The organism is Erwinia sp. PME.40.26/001, from assembly GCF_055556675.1.
The window spans coordinates 1-261 of record NZ_JBVHNP010000254.1 but is presented as its reverse complement, the minus strand read 5'-3'; the positions used below and the strand labels follow the sequence as shown (position 1 = coordinate 261).

Below are 261 nucleotides of genomic sequence, written 5' to 3'. Positions count from 1 at the left end.
ACGGTCGTGAGCGGGGGCCAGAAGTTCGCGGATTCAGGCATGTCGTCGAACCCGACGACACTCACCCGCCCCGGCACCGCGCGCCCGGCCTCGTGCAGCGCGCGGATGACGCCGAGCGCCATCTGGTCGTTGGCCGCGAACACCGCGGTCACGGCCGGATCCTGCGCGAGCGCCGCGCCGATGCGGTGCCCCGACTCCGCGGTCCAGTCTCCGAGTTGGACCGGAGGGACCTGGCATCCACGTTCCTCCAGGGCCGCGCGC

Annotated in this window: 1 protein-coding gene; it reads right to left on the bottom strand. The window is 73.2% G+C overall.

The window, feature by feature from the left end; genetic code table 11:
• Positions 1-251 (bottom strand): substrate-binding domain-containing protein (locus tag ACZ3HG_RS24080; protein WP_465334943.1); only part of this gene is annotated, 251 nt, incomplete at its 3' end.
• Between the last annotated feature and the right edge of the window lie 10 nt (positions 252-261).